Annotated in this window: 23 protein-coding genes and 1 other annotated feature; of the genes, 8 read left to right on the forward strand and 15 right to left on the reverse strand. The window is 46.2% G+C overall.

Annotated features, from left to right (window positions below; genetic code table 11):
• Nucleotides 1–137 precede the first annotated feature (137 nt).
• Nucleotides 138–740 carry a 3-isopropylmalate dehydratase small subunit gene (gene leuD / locus ACT89M_RS17540; RefSeq protein ID WP_090917100.1) on the reverse strand — a complete coding sequence of 201 codons (603 nt, stop codon included), beginning with the start codon at nt 738–740 and terminating at the stop codon, nt 138–140.
• Between the two features lie 31 nt (nt 741–771).
• The gene (leuC, locus tag ACT89M_RS17545) at nt 772–2,193 is read right to left on the reverse strand and encodes a 3-isopropylmalate dehydratase large subunit (protein WP_090917102.1); all 1,422 of its coding nucleotides are present in this window, start codon (nt 2,191–2,193) and stop codon (nt 772–774) included.
• A 369-nt stretch (nt 2,194–2,562) separates the two neighbouring features.
• Between leuC and ACT89M_RS17550 the strand changes: the two genes are divergently transcribed.
• Entirely contained in the window at nt 2,563–3,483 is a 921-nt protein-coding gene (locus ACT89M_RS17550; protein ID WP_154957550.1) for a LysR family transcriptional regulator, read from the forward strand.
• A gap of 369 nt (nt 3,484–3,852) precedes the next feature.
• On the opposite strand, the gene ACT89M_RS17555 is transcribed toward ACT89M_RS17550, so the two are convergent.
• From ACT89M_RS17555 to ACT89M_RS17570, 4 genes are all read right to left on the reverse strand, one after another.
• Nucleotides 3,853–4,035, reverse strand: coding sequence for a hypothetical protein (locus tag ACT89M_RS17555; protein WP_090917106.1), 183 nt, complete (start codon nt 4,033–4,035; stop codon nt 3,853–3,855).
• A gap of 89 nt (nt 4,036–4,124) precedes the next feature.
• Nucleotides 4,125–4,940, reverse strand: a complete 816-nt coding sequence (locus ACT89M_RS17560; protein WP_154890583.1) for a carbon-nitrogen family hydrolase — start codon at nt 4,938–4,940, stop codon at nt 4,125–4,127.
• Between the two features lie 68 nt (nt 4,941–5,008).
• Complete coding sequence (locus ACT89M_RS17565) at nt 5,009–6,634, reverse strand: ABC transporter substrate-binding protein (RefSeq protein WP_186812255.1); 1,626 nt, start codon at nt 6,632–6,634, stop codon at nt 5,009–5,011.
• 214 nt (nt 6,635–6,848) lie between these two features.
• Nucleotides 6,849–7,877 carry an ABC transporter substrate-binding protein gene (locus tag ACT89M_RS17570; RefSeq protein ID WP_154983648.1) on the reverse strand — a complete coding sequence of 343 codons (1,029 nt, stop codon included), beginning with the start codon at nt 7,875–7,877 and terminating at the stop codon, nt 6,849–6,851.
• 242 nt (nt 7,878–8,119) lie between these two features.
• Between ACT89M_RS17570 and ACT89M_RS17575 the strand changes: the two genes are divergently transcribed.
• The 7 genes from ACT89M_RS17575 to ACT89M_RS17605 all read left to right on the forward strand — a co-directional run bounded on the left by ACT89M_RS17575 (nt 8,120) and on the right by ACT89M_RS17605 (nt 15,530).
• Nucleotides 8,120–9,328 carry a pyridoxal phosphate-dependent aminotransferase gene (locus tag ACT89M_RS17575; protein WP_308723383.1) on the forward strand — a complete coding sequence of 403 codons (1,209 nt, stop codon included), beginning with the start codon at nt 8,120–8,122 and terminating at the stop codon, nt 9,326–9,328.
• 74 nt (nt 9,329–9,402) lie between these two features.
• Nucleotides 9,403–9,622, forward strand: a binding site (T-box leader).
• A gap of 81 nt (nt 9,623–9,703) precedes the next feature.
• A complete protein-coding gene (gene proB / locus ACT89M_RS17580; protein ID WP_253493513.1) occupies nt 9,704–10,807 on the forward strand; it encodes a glutamate 5-kinase in 1,104 nt (367 codons plus the stop codon).
• A 25-nt stretch (nt 10,808–10,832) separates the two neighbouring features.
• A complete protein-coding gene (locus ACT89M_RS17585) occupies nt 10,833–12,080 on the forward strand; it encodes a glutamate-5-semialdehyde dehydrogenase (RefSeq protein WP_308723384.1) in 1,248 nt (415 codons plus the stop codon).
• Between the two features lie 37 nt (nt 12,081–12,117).
• Entirely contained in the window at nt 12,118–12,984 is an 867-nt protein-coding gene (proC, locus tag ACT89M_RS17590; protein WP_186811616.1) for a pyrroline-5-carboxylate reductase, read from the forward strand.
• On the forward strand, nt 12,977–14,200 hold the full coding sequence (locus ACT89M_RS17595) for a 2,3-diketo-5-methylthiopentyl-1-phosphate enolase (RefSeq protein WP_186812256.1): 1,224 nt from the start codon (nt 12,977–12,979) through the stop codon (nt 14,198–14,200). Before proC ends, ACT89M_RS17595 begins: the two co-directional genes overlap by 8 nt.
• The gene (locus ACT89M_RS17600) at nt 14,197–14,874 is read left to right on the forward strand and encodes a 2-hydroxy-3-keto-5-methylthiopentenyl-1-phosphate phosphatase (RefSeq protein WP_253493501.1); all 678 of its coding nucleotides are present in this window, start codon (nt 14,197–14,199) and stop codon (nt 14,872–14,874) included. Before ACT89M_RS17595 ends, ACT89M_RS17600 begins: the two co-directional genes overlap by 4 nt.
• Nucleotides 14,875–14,876: 2 nt before the next feature.
• The gene (locus tag ACT89M_RS17605; RefSeq protein ID WP_154983654.1) at nt 14,877–15,530 is read left to right on the forward strand and encodes a methylthioribulose 1-phosphate dehydratase; all 654 of its coding nucleotides are present in this window, start codon (nt 14,877–14,879) and stop codon (nt 15,528–15,530) included.
• 77 nt (nt 15,531–15,607) lie between these two features.
• Here ACT89M_RS17605 and ACT89M_RS17610 read toward each other — a convergent pair whose 3' ends face one another.
• From ACT89M_RS17610 to ACT89M_RS17650, 9 genes are all read right to left on the reverse strand, one after another.
• A complete protein-coding gene (locus ACT89M_RS17610) occupies nt 15,608–16,933 on the reverse strand; it encodes a multi-tm2 domain protein (RefSeq protein WP_487344767.1) in 1,326 nt (441 codons plus the stop codon).
• Between the two features lie 37 nt (nt 16,934–16,970).
• Nucleotides 16,971–17,423: a hypothetical protein gene (locus ACT89M_RS17615; RefSeq protein ID WP_154890594.1), complete on the reverse strand. Its 453-nt coding sequence runs from the start codon at nt 17,421–17,423 to the stop codon at nt 16,971–16,973.
• Nucleotides 17,416–17,916 (reverse strand): RNA polymerase sigma factor, encoded by a 501-nt coding sequence (locus tag ACT89M_RS17620; protein WP_090917132.1) that lies wholly within the window; start codon nt 17,914–17,916, stop codon nt 17,416–17,418. Before ACT89M_RS17620 ends, ACT89M_RS17615 begins: the two co-directional genes overlap by 8 nt.
• 307 nt (nt 17,917–18,223) lie before the next feature.
• The gene (locus tag ACT89M_RS17625) at nt 18,224–18,928 is read right to left on the reverse strand and encodes a DnaD domain-containing protein (protein ID WP_090917134.1); all 705 of its coding nucleotides are present in this window, start codon (nt 18,926–18,928) and stop codon (nt 18,224–18,226) included.
• 20 nt (nt 18,929–18,948) lie between these two features.
• Nucleotides 18,949–20,244, reverse strand: a complete 1,296-nt coding sequence (gene asnS / locus ACT89M_RS17630; protein WP_090917136.1) for an asparagine--tRNA ligase — start codon at nt 20,242–20,244, stop codon at nt 18,949–18,951.
• 102 nt (nt 20,245–20,346) lie between these two features.
• Nucleotides 20,347–21,552 carry an acetate/propionate family kinase gene (locus tag ACT89M_RS17635; protein ID WP_154890595.1) on the reverse strand — a complete coding sequence of 402 codons (1,206 nt, stop codon included), beginning with the start codon at nt 21,550–21,552 and terminating at the stop codon, nt 20,347–20,349.
• A complete protein-coding gene (locus tag ACT89M_RS17640; RefSeq protein WP_123066052.1) occupies nt 21,549–22,421 on the reverse strand; it encodes a 3-hydroxyacyl-CoA dehydrogenase family protein in 873 nt (290 codons plus the stop codon). Before ACT89M_RS17640 ends, ACT89M_RS17635 begins: the two co-directional genes overlap by 4 nt.
• Before the next feature lie 133 nt (nt 22,422–22,554).
• On the reverse strand, nt 22,555–24,057 hold the full coding sequence (locus tag ACT89M_RS17645) for an AAA family ATPase (protein WP_154890596.1): 1,503 nt from the start codon (nt 24,055–24,057) through the stop codon (nt 22,555–22,557).
• Nucleotides 24,050–24,577, reverse strand: coding sequence for a hypothetical protein (locus ACT89M_RS17650; protein ID WP_154890597.1), 528 nt, complete (start codon nt 24,575–24,577; stop codon nt 24,050–24,052). The genes ACT89M_RS17645 and ACT89M_RS17650 overlap by 8 nt, the downstream gene beginning before the upstream one ends.
• Nucleotides 24,578–24,844 lie beyond the last annotated feature (267 nt).

Below are 24,844 nucleotides of genomic sequence, written 5' to 3' on the forward strand. Positions count from 1 at the left end.
TCAGATAATGTCTAGTGATCCGGTTACAACGTTGTCATATTTAGTCGGAAAATAACAAATTAAAGAAGCCTCCATCTTGAGCAAAGGAACGTGAACATTCCTTGTCCAGATGGAGGCTTGGTGTTTAATCACTCTATTCAGCCAAAAAGTTTAGCCGCATGGCGCTCTTCATAGGCAGTAATCGCATCATCATGTTGAAGTGTCAGACCGATGTCATCCAGTCCTTGCAACAGGAATTGACGACGGTGTTCGTCCAGATCAAAATCGATATGCAATCCGTGTGCGTCTGTAATCGTTTTGTTTTCCAGATTCACATTCATCTCATAATTTTCATGCTTTGCTGTACGCTGGAACAAGTCTTCTACCTGCTCTTCGGACAGTTTAATCGGCAAAATTCCGTTTTTGAAACAGTTGTTATAGAAGATATCCGCAAAAGATGGTGCAATGACACAACGGAATCCATAATCCATAATTGCCCATGGTGCATGCTCACGGGAAGACCCGCAACCAAAATTAGCACGAGAAATTAGAATTGATGCTCCTTCATAACGAGGCTTGTTCATTTCGAAGGAAGGATTGTTGTTTCCCTCTTCATCAAAACGCCATTCGTAGAACAAAAACTGTCCAAATCCGGTGCGTTCAATCCGCTTCAAAAATTGTTTCGGGATAATTGCGTCTGTATCTACATTGACCCGGTCTACCGGTGCCACGATGCCTTGCAGTGTTTGAAATGCTTCCATATGTTCCGTTCTCCCTTCTGGCGATTATCGCTTAGATCGCTGCTTCTGTTTTGAAATTCCAGTCACGTACGTCTACAAAATGACCTTTAACCGCTGCCGCTGCCGCCATTGCTGGTGACACCAGATGCGTCCGTCCTCCGCGTCCTTGACGCCCTTCAAAGTTACGGTTGGAAGTAGATGCACAACGTTGTCCCGGCTTCAGTACGTCCGGATTCATCGCAAGGCACATACTGCATCCTGCGTCACGCCATTCAAAACCAGCTTCAGTGAAAATTTTGTCCAAACCTTCTTCTTCCGCCTGGATTTTAACACGTCCGGAGCCTGGTACAACAATAGCAGTTACATTACTGGAAACGGTGTGACCTTTGGCCACTTTTGCCGCTGCACGCAGATCTTCAATCCGTCCATTCGTACAAGAACCGATAAATACATAATCAATCGGAATCTCTGCAATCGGTGTTCCAGGTGTAAGTCCCATATATTCAAGCGCTTTTTCAGCCGCTTTACGCTCATTTTCTGTAGGCAGTTCTGCTGGTACAGGAACTTTGGACGAAATATCGGTTCCCATGCCTGGGCTAGTACCCCAGGTTACTTGTGGGATCAGTGATTCCACATCAATTTCAACGACATGGTCAAACTCAGCACCTTCATCCGTCACAAGCTCTTTCCATGCTGCAACAGCTTCATCAAACTTAGCACCTGTAGGAACATACTCGCGTCCACGCAGATATTCAAACGTTGTTTCATCCGGAGCGATCAGTCCTGCTCTTGCTCCACCTTCAATGGACATGTTACATACAGTCATACGCTCTTCCATGCTCAGTTCACGGATGGATTCCCCTGTATACTCGATAACATAACCTGTTGCAAAGTCTGTGCCGTACTTGGCAATGACCGCAAGGATCATGTCTTTCGCCGTAACACCCGGGTTACGTTTGCCGACAAAACGAACTTCCATCGTTTTTGCTTTTGCTTGCTGCAAACATTGTGTTGCCATAACGTGTTCCACTTCACTTGTTCCGATACCAAATGCAAGTGCACCAAATGCCCCGTGAGTAGATGTGTGGCTGTCGCCGCATACAATCGTTTTACCTGGATGAGTCAGGCCCAGCTCAGGTCCCATAACGTGTACTACACCTTGGTCAATCGTGTCCAGATCGTACAACTTCACGCCGAAATCACGGCAGTTCTGAGACAGTGTGTCAATTTGCTGTTTGGAGATCGGATCTGTAATGTTGAAACGATCCTTCGTTGGCACGTTGTGATCCATCGTTGCAAATGTCAGTTCTGGACGGCGAACTTTACGACCGCTCAGACGAAGTCCTTCAAATGCTTGCGGAGATGTTACTTCATGCACCAGGTGCAAGTCGATATACAGGATGCTTGGTTTTCCTTCTTCCTGATGAATTACGTGATTTTCCCAAATTTTCTCAAACATCGTTTTTTTACTCATCATTTTCACCTCATCATAAGTTCGGTCCTTGGAAGAGCTTCGTGCATCTTTGTCTAAAAGTGAAGCTCTTGAATGACCTAAATATATCACCCCGTCCTTCATTGTTCCAAGATATAATATCTATAGATGTGATAGGTTTAACCTATAATAAGACAAACAGCAATGAACCACTGTAGAATACAGAGGTTTTAATTGATAACAATTATCATTATCATGTATAACTTATACTACGTGCATGTCTTGGCCCTGTCAATGCTTTAATTTCTCTTTTTGAATTCTTGTCCGGGCCATGCTTCCCTGATAAGAATAACGAACCCGTGCTCATTAATGTTATAATAACGACATCGATGAAAGGAATGACGTATCATTATGGAATTCAGACAACTTCAATATACACTACAGATTGCTGCTGAACGGAACTTCTCACGAGCCGCAGAAAAATTACATATTGCCCAGCCTTCACTCAGTCAGCAACTGTCCAAACTTGAGAAGGAACTTGGCGTATTGCTTTTTCAACGGAATACCAGCACTGTTGAGCTGACACACGCGGGAGTTACTTTTGTTGAACAGGCCCAAAAGATTGTGGATGCCATTGAGCTGTTGCGTCAGGAAATGTCGGATATCTCGCAGCTTCGCAAAGGAAAGGTTGTTGTAGGCAGTATGCCGATTACCGGTTCTCATCTGCTTCCGCATGTGCTCCCAGCCTTTCAACAAGCGTACCCCGACATCGAAGTAACTTTGTTAGAAGATTCCGGGATTACACTCGAAAAGTTAACAGCCAGCGGCAAAGCTGACCTCAGCCTGCTCTCTCTACCTTTGCAGGAGTCCAGTTTGTCTTATGTCAAGATTGGCGAGGAACGTATAGATCTGGCTGTACCGCCGAACCACCCTTTGGCTCATCGGGGAACCCCGGGCCATCTGCAGCCTGTGCGGATTGATGAGCTTCGGGATGAACCCTTCGTTGTATTAAAAAAAGGACAGGGCTTCCGCAAGCTGACGTTTGATCTCTGCGAACAGGCCGGTTTTGACCCGCAGGTGGTTTTTGAGAGCACCAACATTGAAACATTGCAATCTCTGGTGGCAACAGGCATGGGCATCACTCTGGTTCCCCGTTTTATCGCCCGTGCACCCCGCAGTGAGTTCGTGCCTGTATATGTCCCACTTGCCGATCCAACGCCAAGTCGTACGCTTGTCGTCGCTTATCGTCAAGGGCGCGTCCTATCCAAGGCAGCCGAAGCTTTTATACAGACATTTCGGCAAACCGTTGCCGAGCTTTCCAAAACAGATTAAACCGTTGCTGTAACAAGTTCGTGGATTTATGATTTGCATTGTGTAATCACGTTGACGAGAACACTTATAAGCTCTTACCAAAAAAGCCGTCCACATAGTCTAATGACTACGGGACAGCTTTTTTCGTTTACAGACCAGCTGAACAACTGATCCACAAAAAATGTAGCATGTTTTGTTACAGCACAATGTTGCTTGTTAATACATAAAATTAAGGCAATTCACGCATCAACCTTCATTTCACTGTCACTGTCATACCACTTAACTTGTCTTGTCTCAAATAATTGCATATATATCATAGCTTATCTAGCATGTCTCACATCATCTTGATACGTAACCTTCAGTCATTCTGCGCAAGCATGATTCTATCCTTTACCTTCGCAGATTACGATCACTTGTCAGCCTGTTCTGTTGATCCATGGCACGGCCTTCTTCCTGCGAATTCTCAGGGGGTGACAAGCCTCCTGTCCCATTCTCTAAGAATGCTCTTAAGTGATCTACCCTTCTGTTGCCTTGTTCCAGTCTCCTGAGCGTATCTTTCACATGGTTGTCCATTGATTGATCATCCTCCTTGGTGACGGGATAGTTATTATTACCCGCCTCCTGGAGCGATAAACAGCATATGCCATTTTTTTAGAGAAAAACTATTTCCCGCTAAAATAAATGCTTGGTCTGCGATCCTCAAACACCGGGATACGTCCGCGAACTTCGTCAACCAAACCAGGACGGATGACTCCAGATACAATCTCTTCGCCTTCACCGCCTTCAGCTACGATCTCTCCCCAAGGGTCGATGATCAAGGAGTGTCCAAAAAATTCAGTGTCTCCCCCTTTGCCGACGCGGTTACACGCAATAACATACATCTGGTTCTCAATAGCCCGAGCAGTCAATAATGTGCGCCAGTGATGCAGACGAGGATTAGGCCATTCAGCAGGCACAATTAATGCACGTGCACCATTCAGAGCGAGGGTTCGAGCTAATTCTGGAAACCGAATATCATAACAGATCGATGCCCCCGCCGTCAGACCGTTGCCGAGTTCAAACATTTCAGGCCGTGCACCCGGCTCCAAGTATTTTTCTTCATCCATCAGACGAAACAAATGAAGTTTATCATAACGTGATACTTCTGTTCCTTCCTCACTATAGGCATACATCGTATTGTAGATCTGTCCGTCACGCTTCTCGGCTATAGAACCGCCCACGATGGAGATTTGATGTTTTTTCGCAAAAGCAGACAGCCATTCTCTTGACGTCTTCCCTTCCGGGTCAGCAAGCTCATGAATTTGCGGCAAAGCATATCCAGTGTTCCACATTTCGGGAAGCACGGCCAGCTTTGCATCTGGATATTGCTCCACTGCGCGTTCAAGCAACCTCTGCATATGTTGATGGTTAGCTTCCGGATCTCCCAGTTTAATATCCCCTTGAATCAAAACAACCCGCATTTCCCCTTGTTCAGTCATGACCCAACACTCCTCCGAACTGTAATACTTGATATCATAGCTTGATCCCTAGAAAATTCGCAACCGTATTAACTCAGATGACTACCTAACAGTTCAGGTAACCTCTCCAGCAACTGGTCACATATCTGTGCATCACCTGAATTCCAGGCCAATTCCTCCAAAGGATACACACGCCCTTGTCTTACAGCCGTAAGAGCTCTCCACTCTGGACTCTGTATCAGTTTCTCTGTCGCCTGCCGTGCATCTGGCTCCTGAGGTAGCATGAGGAACAGATAATCTCCAGCATATTCTTGAACCGCATCAGCCGAAATCTCTTTGTATGCTCTGCCTGCTGCAAGAGCTTCCTGAACCTTATGAACAGGCCTGAAACCAAATGGGTGATATAATAATGGCGCAAGTCCGATATTTCCCATCACAAACAAGCGAGCTCCCCGGTGGTATGTGAGTACTGAGGCTGTTTCTCCCAGATGAATTATTTTGCTAATCTTCTCCCACATCTGCAATGTACGTTCTTCATACGAACTCAGCCATCGCTTGGCTTGTTTCTGCCTGCCAAACCAGTCCCCTACTCTCGTCAAACGTTCATGAAGAGGCGCATGCGAATTGTAAGCCAGCGTAGGCGCAATACGCGTTAATTGCTCATACTGATGCTCATCTTCACTATCTATAATGATCAGATCCGGCTTCAAACGAATCGTCTTTTCAACATTGATCGGAGTGCCTGCATTATACTCCTCATCCTCAATTAAATGGATACCTAATACTCGCAAATCCCCCGCAGTATCTCCATAATAGATCACTCGCTCTGGATTAGCGGGAATTCGTACATCGTGTCCTAACCAATCCTGAACCAAGGTCTGTTGTTGAATAGATCTGTCATACTGACGAGGAGATAGTCCGGTAATCTGGCGAAAACGTCTGTTAAAATAATATTCATCTTTGAATCCGACACGGCTCGCGATATCACGTAAAGGCTCATCTGTCTTGCGTAACCAATCTTTGGCATGCTGAATTCGAACATGATTGATGTAATCAAGCGGTTTCTGACCAGTACGTTGCTTGAACATTGTCGTGTATAGTTTAGGACGAACACCAGCCATATTCGCAAGCTTATGGACCGTGATCTCATCTCTGTAACACTCATCAATATACTGAATAGTCCGGGTTAACCTGGACTCCGAATTTGTATCAGTACCTTTTGTGGTATAACGAGTTATGATCCGTTTCATCCATCGCTGAAACCCCACATTTAGATTGCAATACTCCGCATCATTTTTATAATTTCGGGATGCAAACAATTCGACTAACACTCTGCTCACAGACTCATATGTAGCATCGTTGAACTGAGCGCGTTGCTTAAATAAAGGCGGTGAATACAACTTGAGAAGGCCGGAAAAAACCTGAAAAGCATCATATGCCATAACCGTATAAGTCAAATGGTTTGAATTCCTGTGTTCCAGCTGGTATGCCTCGCCAGGAGAAATCGGATAGATACAACCCGCAGTAAAAGGCCAGTATTCCTGGCCGATGTACAAGTGCCCTTCTCCTTCTTCACAGATTAAAAATGTATGTTTATCACACTGCACCTCCAGCATGATTTGATTAGATCGTTCAATTCGTCGCTCCAGATGCTCCAGCCGAAACATGAATGTCGAAAAAAATAACTTATCTTGATTCACATCCAACGTTTTCATGTTCATTTATCTCCTAGCATTACTGAGAATTATTATCATTAAAAACTCTATGGAGTCATTATAGTCTAGTACTAATCTTATATCTAGATCATTTTGTAATGAGCTCCTTACAGATAATTCGTATCAAAAAAGCGCTCAACCAAAGTTGATCGCTTTTGGGAATTTTAAGATTTCATTTGGTGGTGATTCGATTGTCGGATTCCCTTGAACTTTATCATTGAATCATCTGCTCGGGCAGCTCCTTCAATAACCATTCTCTGGACATCGCATCACCCGAAGCTTTGACAATATCAAAATGATACACCTTGCCAGCTTTAACGGCGGGCAGGTTTTTCCATACTGCGCTGTCCATCAATTCCTTGGTGGACTGCTTGGCATCTTCCGTTACTGGTTCGAGGATAAATATCCGATCACCAGCAATTTCTGTCATTTTTTCCGTAGAAATCTCCGCAAATCCCATTCCCTCATTCAATAACTTCTGGATTTCAGGTGTTGGTTCCATCCCATTCTTGCCATATAACAACTGAGGTAACCCGGCTCCAGCCATCACAAAAAGACGATTCCCCGGATACATCGTAAACACCGATGCTGTCTCTCCTTCTTTTAGGCCATGATCATGAAGCTTTTTCCACATTTGCTCTGTTGCGGTTTGATGCGCTGTAATCCAGTCCTCTGCCTCCTTTTTTTTGTTTAACAGGTCGCCTAACGTTCGCATGCGCTCCTCCAATGTTGCGAATGAATCAAAGGTTACTGTAGGTGCGACTTTTGAAATCTGATCATACTGTGCCTCATCACTATTCGAAAAAATAATCAGATCCGGGTTCAGTCCAACGGCCCTCTCTACACTAAACGGAAATCCTACATCTTCCGAATCCGCGACCTGCTCGTCAAACACCATGCCTTCCTGCCGAAGTATGCCCACCGGGATAACGCCCAGTGCGACCAGATCCCCTGTAACTTCGCCATGATAGATTACACGTTGAGGAGTAACAGGCACAGTCACGGTATGACCTGTCCAATCCTTGAACTGTCTTGTCTGTCCGACGTTATCCTCATCTGCAGAAGTTTGTTTTTCGGTTTCCGTGTCTTTACTTGCCTGATTAACCGATATATTACCTGGATTCTCTGAAGCTGGTGCAGATGTCGATGCCTCGTTTGAACATGCGAATAAAAGTACAGACAACGCTGTGACTGTCAATAAAAGGGCCGTATTTCGGAACTTGTTATGGAACTTGCTTTGCATCTCTATTTTTCCCCCTGTTTGATGTGCTCTCAAATTTTCTCAAATGATATTGATTATCATTATCGTAAAATATCTTAACTCATGGATTTTCTGATCTCAATGGATAAACTTGAATTTTGCATTTCCCTTTTGTACAAAAATGTTCTTCCTCACATCTATCTCCCTCTATACAGCTCGGGATTGACGTGATAAATTAATGAGAACGTTTTGCCATATATGAACATCATGGAGTGATATATACGATGACGAATTCAGAACATAGATTTTCTCTTTCAGCCTTTCCAATCCCCTCTGCAAATGTCATGTCACAGTTGCCAACGCAATTTTTTGCGACCCTTGTTCAAAATGTGAACCGCGAGATTGCGAGCGGTCATGATGTCATTAATCTGGGGCAAGGTAATCCTGACACCCCTACTCCACCACATATTGTTCAATCTTTACAGCAATCGGCTGAAAATCCGCTTTATCATAAATATTCTCCGTTCCGCGGGTATGCCTTCCTGAAGGAAGCCGTTGCCAAACGTTACAAAGAAGATTACAACGTTGATCTTGATCCCGAGACCGAGGTCGCTATTCTATTTGGTGGCAAAACCGGACTGGTTCAATTACCTCAAGTCTTATTGAAACCCGGGGATGTATGTCTCGTTCCCGATCCAGGGTATCCTGACTATTGGTCAGGCGTTGCTCTCGCGCAGGCGCGTATGGGCTTTATGCCTCTATTGAAATCCAATGCATTTCTACCCGATTATGAAGCAATCTCCGCTGATGATCGGCAGAAGGCCAAGCTTATGTTCCTGAACTATCCCAACAACCCAACCTCGGCCACCGCTCCGCTATCCTTTTACGAGGACACTGTTGAATTTGCGATTCAGAATCAGATTGTCGTTGCCAGTGATTTTGCTTATGGTGCAATTGGATATGACGGGCGTCGTCCTGTCAGTTTCTTGCAAGCTCCAGGAGCCAAAGAGGTAGGCATCGAGTTCTACACCCTCTCCAAAACATATAATATGGCAGGATGGCGTGTCGGATTTGCACTGGGGAATGCGGAGATCATCTCTAAAATCAATCTGCTACAGGATCATATCTATGTCAGCCTGTTTGGCGGTATCCAAGCTGCCGCTGCGGAAGCTCTGACAGGCCCGCAGGACTGTGTCACTTCACTGGTCGCACGATATGAATCTCGTCGTGATGCATTTTACGAGGCGCTTTCCGCGATCGGTTGGCAAGCGTCCAAGCCGGAAGGTTCATTCTTTGGATGGTTGCCTGTGCCGGAAGGATATACCTCCTCTGGTTTGGCTGAAATTCTGCTACGAGAAGCCAAGGTTGCTGTCGCGCCTGGTATCGGTTTTGGCTCCCACGGAGAAGGTTACGTACGCATAGGTCTTCTGAGTGATGAGCAACGACTGCGTGAAGCGGCGGAGCGAATTGGGAAGCTTCATCTTTTCAAATAAGTGAAAGCTGAACACATGGCTACAATCTCTTTGCATATGCCAACTTTCCATGGTATGTTATAAGAAATAGTAAACGAAACGTGATGACGGGACCAGTAAGAGAGAATCAGTTGCGCACAGAGAGTAAATTCCATCTGGCTGCAAGAATTTACCGCGGCTTCTCTCCGAAACCTACCCCTGAGCGGCCTGTTGTGTACAGGACAGTGCCTTCTGTTACAGGGCATGAGCCGGATGATCTGATCATGATCATCAATAAAGGTGGTACCGCGGAAGTAACGAACTTTCGTCCTTTTTAACCAAAGGACGGGAGTTTTTTTTGTACCTGAGCAGACTGCTTCGCAATCACTGATTAATTATGTTTAAGGAAGTGAAATCATGACTTCACGTATTGTCGTTAAAATCGGAAGCAGCTCATTAACCACCGAAGAAGGCGGATTGGATCGCCAGGCGATATCCTTTTTCGCAGATGAAATGGCCTCTCTTGTTGCTCAGGGCCACGAAGTTCTGCTCGTCACTTCTGGTGCCGTTGCTGCCGGATTCCGGGAGATCGGTTACCCTCAGCGTCCCAAACAACTACATGAGAAACAAGCGGCTGCGGCGGTTGGGCAGGCTTTGCTGATGCAGGCATATCAACAGGCTTTTGCGGCGCACCGCGTTACTACAGCGCAAATATTACTGACCCGCACCGACTTCCACAGCCGTAAACGCATGGGAAATGCCGGTATGACCGTAGAGGAACTGCTCAAGCAAGGGGTCATTCCGATTTTTAACGAAAATGATACTGTATCTGTCGACGAACTAAAATTCGGTGATAACGATTTGTTATCTGCGCTGGTAGCCAATCTGGTGAGGGCACAGCATCTTATTATCGTCACAGATACGAATGGGTTGTACACCGCTGATCCACGTAAAGACCCTGCCGCGAAACGATATGACCGTATTCCTGAAATCACAGCCGAGATATATGCATATGCCGGCGGTTCGGGATCAGCTGTAGGCACAGGCGGTATGCGCTCCAAGGTGGATGCGGCCAAAGTCGCCACACGCGGAGGTGTTCCTGTTTTTGTAGGCAGTGTGAAAGAACCTGGGGACATGCAACTCGCTTTGGATGGAATCGGAAAAGGAACTTATTTTGAGACCAAGCTGGCCTCACTCTCTCGCAAAAAACAATGGCTTGGCTTCATGTCCACTCCGCTTGGGACAGTTGTTGTTGATCATGGTGCTGAGGAAGCGCTCGTTCACGGTGGGCACAGTCTGCTTCCCGTAGGCGTAAAGCGAGTTCTGGGAACATTCCATGCGGGCGATGTGGTCGAAGTACTTGGCCCCGATGAGTCGCTACTCGGACGTGGCATCGTCAATTACGATGATGATCAGCTTCGTCAGATTGCGGGACTGCCAAGCGGCGAGGTCATGAAACAGCTGAACAGCATCCATAGACTTGAAGTGATTCATCGCGATGAATGGATTACCTTGAAATAATAGCTGAACTAGAGGAGGATTTAAGATGAGTGAAGTTAGAGAAAAAGCAAGTAAAGCCAAAGCTGTCGTCACCGAATTAAATCGGCTGAGTACGGAACAGAAGAACGCCGCACTGCGCACTATGGCTGACGCCTTGATTGCTTCGGCGGATGCCATCATTACTGCAAATGTGGAAGATCTGGATCGCGGCAGAGAACAAGGCACTCCTGAATCCATGCTGGATCGTCTGGCACTGAATAAAGAGCGCATCACAGGCATCGCTGAAGGCTTACGTCAGATCGCGGAATTACCCGATCCTGTGGGCGAAGTGCTGGAAACTTTTACACGTCCGAATGGCCTGCACATCGAAAAATCAAGAGTTCCGATTGGCCTGATTGGCATTATTTATGAAGCTCGTCCTAACGTGACGGTTGACGCTGCAGGCCTTTGTCTCAAAACAGGCAATGCTGTACTTCTGCGCGGCGGCTCTTCTGCTCTCTCCTCCAATCGAAAAATTGTTGAGGCGCTACATCAAGCGCTGGCAACTACGGCAATGCCTGCAGATGCACTTCAGTTGGTAGAAGACGCAGACCGTGCTTCCGTTGACGAAATGCTCAAGCTGAACGGACTGCTGGACGTTATCATCCCACGTGGTGGTGCTTCACTGATTCGCACTGTCGTAGCGAACGCAACCGTACCGGTCATTGAGACGGGTGCTGGCATCTGTCATACCTATGTGGATGAATCAGCGGACGAAGCCATGGCAACCGATATTGCTATCAATGCCAAAGCACAGCGCCCATCGGTATGTAACTCTATGGAAACCTTGCTACTACATGCGAACTATGCAGAAAAGCATCTCCCAACTCTGGCTGAGCGCTTCCGTGAAGCAAGTGTCGTTCTAAAAGGTTGTGAAACGGTGCGTCGCCTTGTTCCGACAGCGGCCCAGGCCACAGAGGAAGATTACGCAACAGAGTATAACGATTATATTTTGAACATCCGAGTTGTTGAAAATCTGGATGAAGCTTTGCAGCATATTGCACACTATGGAACGAAGCATTCCGAATGCATTGTGACCCGTGATGCCGCGCATGCAGAACGGTTTATGCAAGAAGTCGATGCGGCGGCTGTCTATCATAATGCTTCCACTCGTTTCACCGACGGATTCGAATTCGGATACGGTGCCGAGATTGGAATCAGTACACAGAAGTTGCATGCACGGGGCCCAATGGGACTGCCTGCACTAACGTCAAGTAAATACCGGATTACAGGCAATGGTCAGATTCGTCAATAATTTTTAAGCAACCAGTTATATAGGAGGAACGATATACATGAGCCAAGAGCAACAGACACTACTACAACAAAAGATTACTTTCCACGGAGCAGGTGCGATGGCTGAAGCCATCGTGCGTGGGCTCATTTCCCGCCTTGTCGTTCGTCCTCAGGATATTACGATGCTGAATCGCAGCAACTTGAAACGTCAGGAGGAACTGAGCACCCGTTATGCCGTGCATACCGGAACAGCCTCAAAATCAATGGATATCCTTTCCTCTTCCCCTGTGATTGTGCTGTGTATGAAACCCAAAGATGCCGCGGCGGCGCTTCGTGAACTGGGACCCCTGTTGTCTCCAAACCAGCTAATCGTATCCGTTATAGCTGGACTATCGATCCGTACGATGCAGAGCCTGCTTGGCCGCAAACAGCCGATTGCAAGAACGATGCCTAACACCTCCAGCACCATTGGACTTGGTGCCACTGGACTTGCTTTCTCTGCGGAGATTACCGATGAACAGCGTAGTACAGTCATGTCCCTTTTCGAAGCTGTAGGCATCGTAACGATTGTGCCAGAAGACAAACTCGAAGTGCTTACGGGTATTTCCGGCAGCGGACCTGCTTATGTATACTACCTAATGGAAGCCATGATTGCAGCCGGAATCCGCGGCGGATTGTCTGGTCAACAGTCTCGTGATCTAACCGTTCAGACGGTGCTTGGTGCAGCACGCATGGTGCAACAGACGGGCATGGAACCGATGAAACTGCGCAGTGATGTAACCTCGCCTGGAGGTGCAACACAGGCAGCTCTGAAAACGTTGGATGAAGGAGACTTCTTTGAAAATGTCATTGCGGCCGTGAGCCGCTGTGCAGAACGTTCTCGCGAGATGGGAGCTGCGTTGGAAGGAGATTTAAAACATGAATAACATGTGTACTGCCACATATCGTCTGCATGATGATCATGCCGATTTTCACAAAAAAGCTCAATCGATTGCCATAGGTATGACCGTGGGCAGTTGGACGGAGCTACCTCAGGCGCAGCGGGAAGCCATGCAAAAACATCTGGGTGAAGTGATCAAGGTCGAGGTACACGAAGCGGAAGGATTAGCACCTGGAGAACGTTATGCAGATATCACCATTGGATACCCGGATATTAACTTTAGTCAAGATATCCCGGCTTTGCTTGTCACCGTTTTTGGCAAAATCTCGATGGACGGACGCATCAAGCTGAATCATCTCGGATTTTCAGATAACTTCTTGCGCGCTTTCCCGGGACCGAAGTTTGGACTGAGCGGTGTGCGGGATCTGCTTGGAGTTCATGATCGTCCTTTGCTGATGAGTATTTTCAAATCGGTTATTGGACTGAATGCCGAAGAACTGCGGGAGCAGTTTATCCGTCAGGCTCTTGGGGGCGTTGATCTGATCAAAGACGATGAAATCCTGTTTGAGAACAAGCTTACACCGATTGAAAAAAGAGTTGAGGTCTGCATGAAGGCTGCCGAACAGGCTCGCCAAGAAACAGGCAAAAAACTTCTGTACGCCACCAATTTGACGGGACCTACCTCCCGTTTGAAACAACAAGCTGAACGTGCGATCAGTGCAGGTGCGAATGCGTTACTCTTCAATGTGCTCTCCTATGGTTATGATGTGTTGCATGAACTAAGCAGTGATCCTGACATTAACGTGCCAATCATGGCTCACCCGGCACTTGCCGGTGCTTTGTATCCATCACCGCATTACGGTATTTCTGCGTCTGTTGTATTGGGACAGTTGATGCGTCTCGCCGGTGCTGATCTCGTGCTCTTCCCTTCACCTTACGGTTCGGTTACGATGCCGAAGGAAGAAAATATGGCGATCACTGAGCAATTGCTCACATCTGATCTACCTGTAAGAACAAGTATGCCCGTGCCTTCAGCAGGAATTCATCCAGGGCTTGTTCCGATGATTCTGAGAGACTTCGGCAAGGATGTGATCGTCAATGCCGGCGGAGGAATTCACGGACATCCCATGGGAACCGAAGCAGGTGGACGTGCGTTCTTGCAAGCCATTGAAGCCGCTGGGCGCTCCATTCCACTGGCCGAGTATGCTTCCGAGCACCCCGAGCTGAAAAGCGCACTTGATCTGTGGGGTGGAGAACGATGAGATCAGATAAGAAAACAGCAATTTTCTGTGATTTTGATGGAACCATTACGCTCTCAGACAACATTGTCGCCATTATGAAACACTTCAAACCAGAAGGTATCGATGCCATCATGAAAGACACGATTGAACAAAAAATATCTCTTCGCGAAGGGGTGGGAGCCATGTTTGCTCTCCTGCCTTCCTCGCGAAAAGATGAAATTGTTGAATTTGTTCTTGGACAAGCAGGCATTCGTGAAGGATTCCAAGCATTTCTGGAGTATGTTCGCAGTGAGGACATCGAATTTAATGTGACCAGCGGTGGCATGGACTTCTTCATTGAGCCCTTACTCGCCCCCTTCGACATTCCGCAGGATCATGTATACTGTAACGGTGCAGATTTCTCCGGTGAACACATTCGCATTGAATGGCCGCATCCCTGTCAGCCCCCTTGCAACAACGGTTGCGGGATGTGTAAAACGACCGTAATTCGTACGTTTCCGGAAGAACAGTATAACCGGATTCTGATCGGAGACAGTCTAACAGACTTCGAAGGAGCTAAAATCGCTGATCTGGTCTACTCCCGCTCCATTCTGACGGATAAATGTGTGGAACTTGGTGTAGATCATGTGCCTTTTACGACCTTTTATGACATCATCGAAGATATGAAGCAGAAGCAATTACAAGGAGTGCTGTAAAGATGGGTTTTGAAAAGATTACACTGGAACATAAACGTCAGGTTCTGGAAGAACTGGCGGATGTCAAAGCATTGTTCGCAAGCCGAAACTGGTTTCCAGGTACAAGTGGCAACCTGTCGATGCGGGTGGGTGATTTCGACCCGGAACAATTTTATTTTGCGGTGACGGCCTCAGGCAAAGACAAGTCCCTGCGTACGCCGGAAGATTTCCTTTTTGTTGATAAGGAAGGCAAAGCGATCGAAGCGACTACGTTGAAGCCGAGCGCCGAAACGTTGATTCACTGTGAAATCTATCGTTTAACCGGTTGTGGCGCGGTATTCCATGTGCATACGGTGTTTAACAACCTCATCAGCGAATTTTTCGGTGAAGATGGTCATGTGCCGATTCAAGGTATTGAATTGATCAAAGCCTTTAACATTTGGGAAGAAAATGCAGCCATTCGTGTTCCTGTTCTGCCCAACTTCGCACATATTCCTTCCATCGCTGAATTGGTACCGGGTGCACTAGACGCTAATGTTCCTGGAATTCTGCTGCGTAACCACGGGATTTATGCGTGGGGTAAGGATGCTTTTGAGGCGAAACGTCATCTGGAAGCTTTTGAATTTTTGTTCGAAGTGATGTACCGTCAGCTTTTGCTGAAAGGCGCACAAAAATAGATTATTAAAAAAACACACCAGCGGCTTGAGATCAGTCCTGGTGTGTTTTGCTTTTTATACTGTTTCTTGTAAACGAATCATCGTTTATCTCGATCCTTGAATAAAAAGAGACTTTCCAATTCATCATCCTTCGTGTGGTTTGCATTGGCCATCGATGCCTCAGCAGTAGACTCACGCTGTTTTCCAAATAACAACTTTAACCCACCAAAGATGAGCAAAAAGGAAACGATAACTGTGTTCAAATACGAACGAATCTCATACGTCAGGAACACATTCGGAAACATCTCGTTTAATTGCGGAATAATCAGGCGGATCGTCAAATAGTACAAACCGAGAGCCGCGATTCCCATCCCGATAAAACGCTGATGTTTAACCCAGTCTTTGAAGACCGGCTGATCATTAAGCGGTTCACGTCCATACCGACTTGAGCATTGAAGTCCGTCAAAGAAGCTATAGAACCAGATCAGTGGAATCATAAACAGGAACACAGATAAACGAAGCAGGTCCAGAATGTAGATGCTACCAAGGAACAAAAACATAAGTTGCAGACCTCTTTTTTGCAATCCGAGATACATATGCCCCGCACCCGGAAAAGCGGAGAGCAGTGTAGCCAGCAATTTGCTGCGCTTGCCCATAATTCTGCCTGTCTCGAGCTCTTCAAATAACGTTCGATCCTGTAACACTTCACCAGCCTGCTTGCGATGTACATGCTGGACCGCATCGAACATGCAGTACACCCAGATTACAGGCAGAATGAGCAAAAACATCAAAAATATAGATTCGTTTGTAATGGCGGATACGAACACCATCATGGCGAATGAACCAAAAAATGCGATCAAAAAGGATAAGCCCCGGTGAAGCAATCCAAGATGTAAATGTCCAAGACCAGGCACAAATGAAAGCAAAATGGTGAAAAAACGCTCCCCTTCACTTCCCTTACGGTACATGGGGTGAGGTCCCGTATAGGTTGCCCCACCAGGAAATCCGCCATATTCATGCTCATCCTCAGCACCCTGGCGATGCATGTCATTCTGATTTATAGCCCCCATTGGTCCTTGTTCTCTAACATAACCCTCTGGATAGGTTGAACCTTGATGATGTTCAGGATGACCATAATGCATACCTTGTCCGTTGTAATACATTTCTCGGACGGAAGGTGCAGAGAGCAACACAATAATCATGTCTAGCATACTGAGACACCAGATAAAGATCACACCTAATAATCCAAAGACTAGTAGATCCTTATCACCGACCAAATAGGTCAGCATGACAAAACCAATGCCCGTTCCAAAAAATAATAACGGGTAAACTACAGCTCGAGCCGTTCGCCGCCAATAGAGGAACCCAAGCCCAGGGAACAGATTTAATAAAAATGCAAGTAATTTATTACGATCTGAATGCACAGTCGTCATCCTTTCTATTCAGGCCATGTGAAACCAATCAAGGTTTGGGTTTGAAATTATCCAGCCATGAGGTAGCTGCCTCAGTCCATTTCTCGGTAAATGAGCCTGAAGTGTCACCTTCTTGGAATTTATGATAAGGAGCCACCTTGTCAAACAGTCCGGAAGAGAGAAAAATCAATGTTAAACAGGCTGCTACAGCGTAGTGAAATACTCTATGTTCAAACCATCGGCGGTTTCGTTCACCTCTAGAATGTCGTGTCTTGCCATCGGGCGCCATACTCTCAATTCGCTTCATGACGGAGTCGGTAAAATCCGCTGAATTCGGTAATGCAGGGCAGTTTCGCTCCATATCTAAAGCTTCAAGATAATCTTGCATTGCGTCTGGTTCATTCAAAAGAAACTGCTCCATCAGAATCGCCTGTTTGCCGCTGATTCGGCCTTCGATATAATCCGTCCATTGCTGGATGGTATACATTTCTTTTTTACTCACGCCACTCTTCCTCCTTCCAATGATTTCGAATCCACTGTCTAGCTCGGTATAACCTTGATTCAACCGTTTTTACAGCAACCTGAGCCTCATGGGCAATTTGCTCATAATTTTTCTCGCTCAGATAATAAGCGGTAATAATATCCCGGTGCTGGGCAGGCAGCTGATTAATCCGCTCACGAAGTTTCTCCTGCCGTTCTTCACGAATGACACGGGCTAGAACGTCTTCATCCCGTCCAGGCAGATTAACTACCATTTCATCTCCGCCCAGATCTTCAGCACTCCTTCTGCCCAGCTTGCGTTTGGCATCAATAGCCTTGTGAAAAGCAATCCGTGTGATCCACGTCTTGAACCCTTCGGATCGGTAGTCGGGGAGAGATTTATAAATCTGAATGAACGCCTCCTGAGCGGCATCCTGTGCATCCTGATCGTTACGTAAGACAGAATACGCCACATGATAGACATGCTGACTGTATTTGTCGATCAGAACACGCATTTGAGATGCATCCCCTTGACGGATTTGTTCAATTACGAGCGCTTCGTCAATAACTCTCCCCTCCTCTCCAATTCTATAGACGACGACTGGTCAACTGACCCCTGCAATTTTTATTAACTTTTTATAATTAGTATTCCTTGGGGTATTGAAGTTATATTTCTTGCTCCGACTGAAAGACCAGTTAAACTATTAAAATCCCCTCGAAAAAACGTGATATAGATTTAGATATAGCTAATAAGAAGTATATTATGGAGCAAAATAATATCAAAAAACAGGCACAGAATGAATTCTGGCCTGTTTATTTAATTTAACGTCCGCCATTGCGGAAACGTTGCGTGTACGCTTTGGCATCCTGCACATTTTTAACACGATTCCTGCTCCACTCCAGCAAAATTCGGTCGATGTACCTGAAATGCACTTTTCCTGCAAATACCGCTTCCTTCAAAGCCATCAGAATAAGCTCTTCCTGATAGCGATCCTGATCCAGCCAGCTGGATATCGTTTCACACTCCATTGGCGAGAGAGGACGACCAAATTCTTTTTCAAAAATAGAGAACATATTTCGCTCTTCCTCTTCTTTTTGAACACTGTTCGAATCTGGACGTGAAGTATTGGCTTTTTGTTGTTCTGACCGGGCATGAGCTGCATCTTCCGCTGTACACATCGCAAGCTTGGCATACAAGCCGTGCAGGTCATAACGTTCATACTGAATATCCCGTTCTTCGTCCCGATGCTCATCTATCGTAATGTATCCATCCCTCATCAGACGCTGCAACATTCTGGCAATGCCTTCAGGAGCAAGTCCCATTCGTGTAGCAAGCTCTTCAAGGGTTGGAAACTCATTGAATTCCGCCTGACGGAAGCCCAGTAATTGAATGAGAAGCAGAACCTCAGTATCGGACAATCCAAGCTGATGATAAAAACGTAGTAAGGCATACGGTAGTTGAGCAGTACCTGAAGCCATACCGTAAGCTGCACCGCTTAACCAGGCTTTGGAGGACGCGTCTTCCATATACTCTTTTCCGTTAAGCATTAAGGGTACAGACGATAGAGCATACGAGGGAATGCGATAGTCTCACGAACATGGTCAAGTCCACAGATCCAAGCTACCGTGCGCTCCAATCCCAGACCGAAACCGGAGTGAGGAACCGATCCGTATTTACGCAGATCCAGGTACCATTGGTACGCTTCATCCGAAAGGTTGTGCTCTTCAAAACGCTGTTGCATCAGTTCTGGATCATCGATACGCTGTGATCCACCAATGATCTCGCCATAACCTTCCGGCGCAATCATATCTGCACACAGAACAACTTCAGGGCGATTTGGATCTGGTTTCATGTAAAATGCTTTGATTCCAGCTGGGTAATGCGTAATAAATACAGGAGTATTGTATTTTTCCGCAATCGCTGTTTCATGTGGTGCACCGAAATCTTCGCCCCAAGGAATGTCAAAGCCTTGTCCATTCAGGAACTCAATCGCTTCGTCATACGTAATACGGGGAAACGGAGCTGTAATGCCTTCCAGTTTGGAGACGTCACGTCCGATAGACTCGAGCTCAGCTCGGCAATTTTTCACCACGGATTGAACAACATGTGCGATGAATTTCTCTTGTACGCGCAAGCTTTCCTCGTGATCGACAAATGCCATCTCCGGCTCAATCATCCAGAACTCAATCAGGTGACGGCGGGTTTTGGATTTCTCTGCACGGAAGGTCGGACCGAAGGAATATACTTTACCAAGCGCCATCGCTGCGGCTTCCATGTACAATTGTCCACTTTGTGTCAGATACGCATCCTCATCAAAGTATTTGATATGGAACAGATTCGTTGTCCCTTCAGCAGATGAAGGCGTCAAGATCGGCGGGTCCACCTGCGTGAATCCGTTACCATCAAAAAACTGCTGAACAGCACGAATAATCTCTGCACGAATCACCATTACGGCACGTTGCTTGGTGGAACGAAGCCATAGATGACGATGATCCATCAAGAAATCCACACCATGCTCTTTCGGTGTAATAGGATAGTTTTCTGTCAAATGAATGATTTTCACGCCAGTAACGGTCATCTCATACCCGGACGCGCTCCGTGGCTCTTCACGGATAATACCTGTCACGTAGACTGAGCTCTCCTGAGTCAGGCTTTTGGCATCATTCCAGATGTCTTCACTGACTTCACTCTTAACCACTACACCTTGAATATATCCAGTTCCATCACGGAGTTGCAAAAACTGAATTTTACCGCTGGAGCGTTTGTTATTAATCCAAGCGCCGATGGTAACTGTCTCACCCACGTGCTCGTTCACATTACGAATTACACAATTCGTATCCATGCCCATATCTCCCCTTGATTCCATAAATTTGAAAATGCAGCGGACAGGTTCGCACCTGCCCTCTGCACTTCATTGTCATCCTGTATTTACTTTACAGTTAGATTACTTAGAATTCAATACGATTCGGTGTGTATCTCGTGCGATGACCAATTCTTCGTTCGTAGGTACGACAAGAACGTCCACTTTTGAATTTTCAGTTGTAATGCGGCGTGGCTCGCCGGAACGGATCGCATTTAATGCTTCATCCAGTTCAACGCCGAGGTATGTCAATTGCTCACATACTTTCTGACGAAGAACAACGGAGTTTTCACCCACACCTGCTGTAAATACGATCACGTCTACACCGTTCATCGCCGCAGCATAAGAACCGATATATTTACGCAAACGATACTCATACATTTCAAAAGCCAGCGTCGAATTAGGCTCGCCTTTTTCCATGCCTTCTGTAATTTCACGCATATCACTGCTGATTCCGGAAATCGCCAGAAGTCCGCTGTGTTTGTTCAACATGGAGCTAACTTCGCTTACGCTAAGTTCTTCCTTGTTCATAACATAAGGCACAATCGCTGGATCAAGGTCACCACTACGAGTTCCCATCATCAGACCTTCAAGTGGAGTCATACCCATCGATGTATCCACTGATACGCCGCCTTTAACAGCAGTTACACTACCACCGTTACCTACGTGACAAGTGATGATTTTCAAGTCTTCCACCGGACGACCGAGATACTCGGCTGCCGCTTTGCTTACGTAATCATGGGAGGTACCATGGGCGCCGTAACGACGTACTTTGTATTTTTTGTAAAGTACACGTGGAATAGCATATAGATAAGCATGTTCAGGCATCGTTTGGTGGAACGCTGTATCAAACACCATTACCTGAGGCACACCTGGCATATTCAATTCCGCCGCACGGATACCCATCATTGCTGCCGGGTTATGAAGCGGAGCTAAGTCAAACAAACGACGGATTTCGGTTTTTGCAGCGTCGTCTACCAGTGAAGATTCTTTAAACGCTTCACCGCCGTGTACTACACGGTGACCTACAGCCTGAATTTCACTAACAGAAGCAACCACGCCGTGTTCCTTGTGTGTCAACAAATCAATGACTTTACGAATCGCAGTCGTATGTTCCAGAATCTCACTAACTTCCGTAACTTCCTCACGGCCAGTCGGTTTATGTGTCAGAATGGAAGAATCCATCCCGATCCGCTCTACCAGACCTTTTGCAAGTACCGATTCATCTTCCATGTTGTACAATTGATATTTGAGCGAGGAACTCCCCGCGTTAATTACGAGTATATTCACAGACGGTCACCATCCTTGTCGTACTTGAAGAATCCTTCTCCTGTTTTCACGCCCAGATGACCTGCACGCACCATTTTTTTCAGGACAATCGAAGGACGATATTTCAGTTCTCCGAATTCACGGAACATTCTTTCGAGGGCTGCCTCAACGGAATCCAGTCCGAAACGGTCAGCCATTTCAAGCGGTCCATGTTGGAAATTATAACCGATACGCATTGCATCATCGATGTCCTCAGCAGAAGCTACACCTTCTTGCAGGACATGAAGCGCTTCGTTGATCAGCAAGCAGATCAGACGGGAGGTTACAAATCCAGGGGATTCGTAGATCATAACGCCTTTTTTGTCTACGACTTCTTCAACAAAGCGGCGAGTTTCTTCGAATGTTGTATCGGATGTTTTCAGACCACGAATAATCTCAACAAGATCAACCCGGGATACCGGGTGAATAAAGTGCATACCAATAACACGCTCCGGGTACTTGGTCGAGCTTGCAAGCTCGGTCAAACTCAGCGTGGACGTGTTACTTGCCAAAATCACATTGCTTGGACATACCTGATCCAATTGATTAAAGACTGCTTTTTTAGCTTCCAGATCTTCCGAGATCGTCTCAATAACCATATCGCAAGAGCCCAGTTCAGCCAAGTGCGCTACTTTCGTAATACGGGAGAGAATCAATTTCTTCTCCGCTTTGGTAATCGCCCATTTCTCGAGCTGTTTATCCAAATTTGTTTCAATCATGTCATATGCATGATCAAGCTTCTTAGTCGTATGCTCCACTAGAAGCACATCAAGTCCTTTGGCTGCGAGCATCTGGGAAATTCCTTGCCCCATCGTACCGCCGCCGACAACTCCTATTTTTTTGAAAAACATGGTTCTGCTCCATCCTTTCGGTTCTCTATTTCTCTATTGTACCCTGTTCGCCGAAAATTACAAATTTCGACCCAACAACTAATAATATCTTAGCACGACTGAAATGTAAAAAAAAATAACCAGCATAAAGAAATTATGCTGGTAAACGTGCACTGTCACGAAATTGACAACGAAATTGTTCTCCTGACAAAACTTCCTCACGCATCAGAATGTCGAGCGAATTGTCGAAAATTGACCGTTGCTCTTCAAGCCGGCGTTTCGTCTGCTCCATCAGTTCCTGTAAAATAACTTTATTTTCTCTCATCAGTTCTTCGGTAGTGACCATATCCATATTTACAATCCCGAGTGACGTCAAACCGGAAGCCATCATCGTCTGTACAACATTCGTCGCTTGTTCAAAGTCATTGCGTGAACCTGTAGAACGACCACCATAGTACATTTCTTCGGCGGCTGCACCACCCAGTGCAATCATGATCTGCTCCTCCAGAAAACGCTTCGTATACAGAAACTGCTCCTGTTGCGGGTTATGACGCACGTACCCAAGTGCCTGTCCACGCGGACTAAGGGCTACCTGGCTTACGCTCCCAGGACGCACAAGCTCAGCCATAATGGCATGTCCAAGTTCATGAATGGCCACTCTTTTCTTTTCCTCAACGCTCGACTCGCGATCGGTTTTCTCACCCATCATCACTTTGTCAATCGCAAGAGATAAATGACGCTGTTCGATGGTAAGCAAGCCCTCACGCATCGCATAGATCGCAGCTTCATTCATGACACTTTCGAGCTGTGCGCCTGAGAAACCGTAAGACTCTTCCGCTGTTTTATCCAGGCTCACGCCCTGTGTAAGTGGTTTGTTCACTGCATGTAGCTCCAAGATGTGTTTTCTACCTTTTTTATCTGGTAAATCCACCTGAATATGACGGTCAAAGCGCCCTGGACGTGTCAGTGCACTATCGAGCATCTCTTTACGGTTGGTAGCTGCAATCAGCAATATCCTAGGCGTCTCGGAAGTGTATATGCCATCCATCTCCGTCAGCAACTGATTTAAGGTCTGATCATACTCACGTTGCTGTCCACCTTCACGTTTACCACCGATCACATCAATCTCATCAATAAAAATGATCGCATTTTCCTTGTTTTCCTTCGCTGCCCGTGTTCTGGCATCCTTAAACAAATCCCGGATTCTGCTGGCACCTACACCGACATACATTTCAACAAACTCACTGCCTGATGCAGCTACGAACACCGAATCCGTGTAGTGAGCCGCGGCTTTAGCCATCAACGTTTTCCCAGTTCCCGGAGGGCCCGTCAGCAAAATGCCTTTCATCGGCCTTATCCCAAACTTCTGTATTTCTTCATGACGGATCAGAAAGTCAAGTGCCTCTCTTAATTCCTGCTTGGCACTGTCCTGACCTCCAATTTCTTCGAACGTCAGTTTTGAAGGTCCTTTTTTCTTCCGTTTACGCTCTTGTCCAGCACCTACCGTAATCCCGCCGCGCATCTGCATCATGAATAACAACCCACCAACCAACAATGCTGCGATCAGAATCGGAACAATATTCACACCGATAAAAGCAAGAAAAATGATAACAACGGGGACAATTCCTATGGCTGCTTCTTTTGTCCATTTAGGCATTAGGCCACACTCCTATCTGACCGGGTACACGCGGCAGTATAATAAACTTGCTGGCTTCTCCGTCTCGCAGACTTACATAAACATTGTTGTCATCCATCGCCGTATTGACTTGAATTCCTCCTGTAGCCATCTTGGACAACGTCGGAGTAATCTCGGCGTATTGTTTGTTCTCCATCGCCTGGGCTACGGTAAACATGGCATCTCCCCACCAGTTTTCAAGCGCCTCATTGGAGTGGTCTACGACATCCAGTTTGAGCACTCGGGAGCCGATCAGGTTCTGTCCTTCTCTATGAATATATTGCACCAGTCTACCTAAATCTACATTCGGCTTTAAATCAAGTTTCATTTGTACATCATTGCGGTTAATAGTTAACTGAACACTATTAACACCTTCGTACTGAGTAACCATCTTTTCAATCGGACTCTGTACGGCTACTTGACGGTATATGAACCAACCTCCAAACAACAGGACGGCAGAAACTACGGCGGTTAGAACAATAGGCAATACTTTCAGCTTCAAATGAATTACCCCTCCCAAAATGAGCCCGTCCTTAATCTACAGGCTTGTATATTTAGCTGTACATCATGTCTGCAACGTTTATTGCAGATTTGTTTGCGTTGTTCGTTAACTTCAGTACATATCTGAGTATATCACATCGTATATACAATTTCGAAGGCGAAAATATGAATAAATTAATAATTTTAACTATTTCATTTGATGTTCAATGGTTGGAATGCCAAAAAACCGGTTCAGTCGGTATCCCTTCTGCCGGTTTTTTGGCTTATT

Source organism: Paenibacillus sp. NN59 (assembly GCF_057597225.1).

What these genes read in the sequence shown, in the direction of transcription:
- ACT89M_RS17640 (WP_123066052.1), bottom strand. Translation starts at nt 22,421, where the DNA reads ATGTTTTTCAAAAAAATAGGAGTTGTCGGCGGCGGTACGATGGGGCAA.
- ACT89M_RS17620 (WP_090917132.1), bottom strand. Translation starts at nt 17,916, where the DNA reads ATGCGTGTTCTGATCGACAAATACAGTCAGCATGTCTATCATGTGGCG.
- ACT89M_RS17565 (WP_186812255.1), bottom strand. Translation starts at nt 6,634, where the DNA reads ATGAAAACGTTGGATGTGAATCAAGATAAGTTATTTTTTTCGACATTC.
- ACT89M_RS17605 (WP_154983654.1), top strand. Translation starts at nt 14,877, where the DNA reads ATGGGTTTTGAAAAGATTACACTGGAACATAAACGTCAGGTTCTGGAA.
- ACT89M_RS17600 (WP_253493501.1), top strand. Translation starts at nt 14,197, where the DNA reads ATGAGATCAGATAAGAAAACAGCAATTTTCTGTGATTTTGATGGAACC.
- ACT89M_RS17595 (WP_186812256.1), top strand. Translation starts at nt 12,977, where the DNA reads ATGAATAACATGTGTACTGCCACATATCGTCTGCATGATGATCATGCC.
- leuD (WP_090917100.1), bottom strand. Translation starts at nt 740, where the DNA reads ATGGAAGCATTTCAAACACTGCAAGGCATCGTGGCACCGGTAGACCGG.
- proB (WP_253493513.1), top strand. Translation starts at nt 9,704, where the DNA reads ATGACTTCACGTATTGTCGTTAAAATCGGAAGCAGCTCATTAACCACC.
- ACT89M_RS17575 (WP_308723383.1), top strand. Translation starts at nt 8,120, where the DNA reads ATGACGAATTCAGAACATAGATTTTCTCTTTCAGCCTTTCCAATCCCC.
- proC (WP_186811616.1), top strand. Translation starts at nt 12,118, where the DNA reads ATGAGCCAAGAGCAACAGACACTACTACAACAAAAGATTACTTTCCAC.
- ACT89M_RS17560 (WP_154890583.1), bottom strand. Translation starts at nt 4,940, where the DNA reads ATGACTGAACAAGGGGAAATGCGGGTTGTTTTGATTCAAGGGGATATT.
- ACT89M_RS17555 (WP_090917106.1), bottom strand. Translation starts at nt 4,035, where the DNA reads ATGGACAACCATGTGAAAGATACGCTCAGGAGACTGGAACAAGGCAAC.
- ACT89M_RS17570 (WP_154983648.1), bottom strand. Translation starts at nt 7,877, where the DNA reads ATGCAAAGCAAGTTCCATAACAAGTTCCGAAATACGGCCCTTTTATTG.
- asnS (WP_090917136.1), bottom strand. Translation starts at nt 20,244, where the DNA reads ATGGATACGAATTGTGTAATTCGTAATGTGAACGAGCACGTGGGTGAG.
- leuC (WP_090917102.1), bottom strand. Translation starts at nt 2,193, where the DNA reads ATGAGTAAAAAAACGATGTTTGAGAAAATTTGGGAAAATCACGTAATT.
- ACT89M_RS17645 (WP_154890596.1), bottom strand. Translation starts at nt 24,057, where the DNA reads ATGCCTAAATGGACAAAAGAAGCAGCCATAGGAATTGTCCCCGTTGTT.
- ACT89M_RS17585 (WP_308723384.1), top strand. Translation starts at nt 10,833, where the DNA reads ATGAGTGAAGTTAGAGAAAAAGCAAGTAAAGCCAAAGCTGTCGTCACC.
- ACT89M_RS17550 (WP_154957550.1), top strand. Translation starts at nt 2,563, where the DNA reads ATGGAATTCAGACAACTTCAATATACACTACAGATTGCTGCTGAACGG.
- ACT89M_RS17625 (WP_090917134.1), bottom strand. Translation starts at nt 18,928, where the DNA reads ATGGAAGACGCGTCCTCCAAAGCCTGGTTAAGCGGTGCAGCTTACGGT.